Consider the following 556-nt stretch of genomic DNA (forward strand, 5'->3'; position numbering starts at 1 on the left):
CCGAGGCCTATCGCAATATTGCTTGAAGACATTTTCCCTGCCGGACAGGGCTTCCGGTGCACGAAATCGTTGCAAAGGACGGGTTGCTTCCCATATTCCGGCCACGGGCTTGGAAATGCCGTCAAAGCATTGTATTGAGCCGCCTCCAATTCACCGGTCGTGTCCGCGGCCGGGCAAGGCCTTGCCAGGATAAACTATGGAAACCGTACTGATCGTCATCCATCTCATGGTCGTGCTCGCCCTTGTCGGCGTGGTGCTGCTGCAGCGTTCCGAAGGCGGTGGCCTCGGCATCGGTGGCGGGTCCGGCTTCATGACCGCGCGTGGTGCGGCCAATGCGCTGACGCGTGCGACGGCGATCCTGGCGGCTGCCTTCTTCGCCACCTCCTTGACCCTGTCGATCGTCGCCCGCTACGGCGAAAAGCCGATCGATATCCTGGACCGCGTGCCGGCGACCTCGGACGGCGCCGGCAAAGGCGTGCTCAACCAGTTGCCTGGAACCACAACTCCGGCGCCCGCGGGCACCACCACGCCGACGCCGCCTTCCGGCAACGATGCT

At 63.7% G+C, this 556-nt stretch carries 1 protein-coding gene; it reads left to right on the plus strand.

From position 1 onward, the window contains the following. Positions 1-196 precede the first annotated feature (196 nt). A partial coding sequence (gene secG / locus EN879_RS38265; RefSeq protein ID WP_127274826.1) for a preprotein translocase subunit SecG occupies positions 197-556 on the plus strand: 360 nt, incomplete at its 3' end.

It is taken from the genome of Mesorhizobium sp. M7A.F.Ca.AU.002.02.1.1 (genome assembly GCF_003998535.1).
Taxonomy (GTDB): Bacteria; Pseudomonadota; Alphaproteobacteria; order Rhizobiales; family Rhizobiaceae; genus Mesorhizobium; species Mesorhizobium ciceri.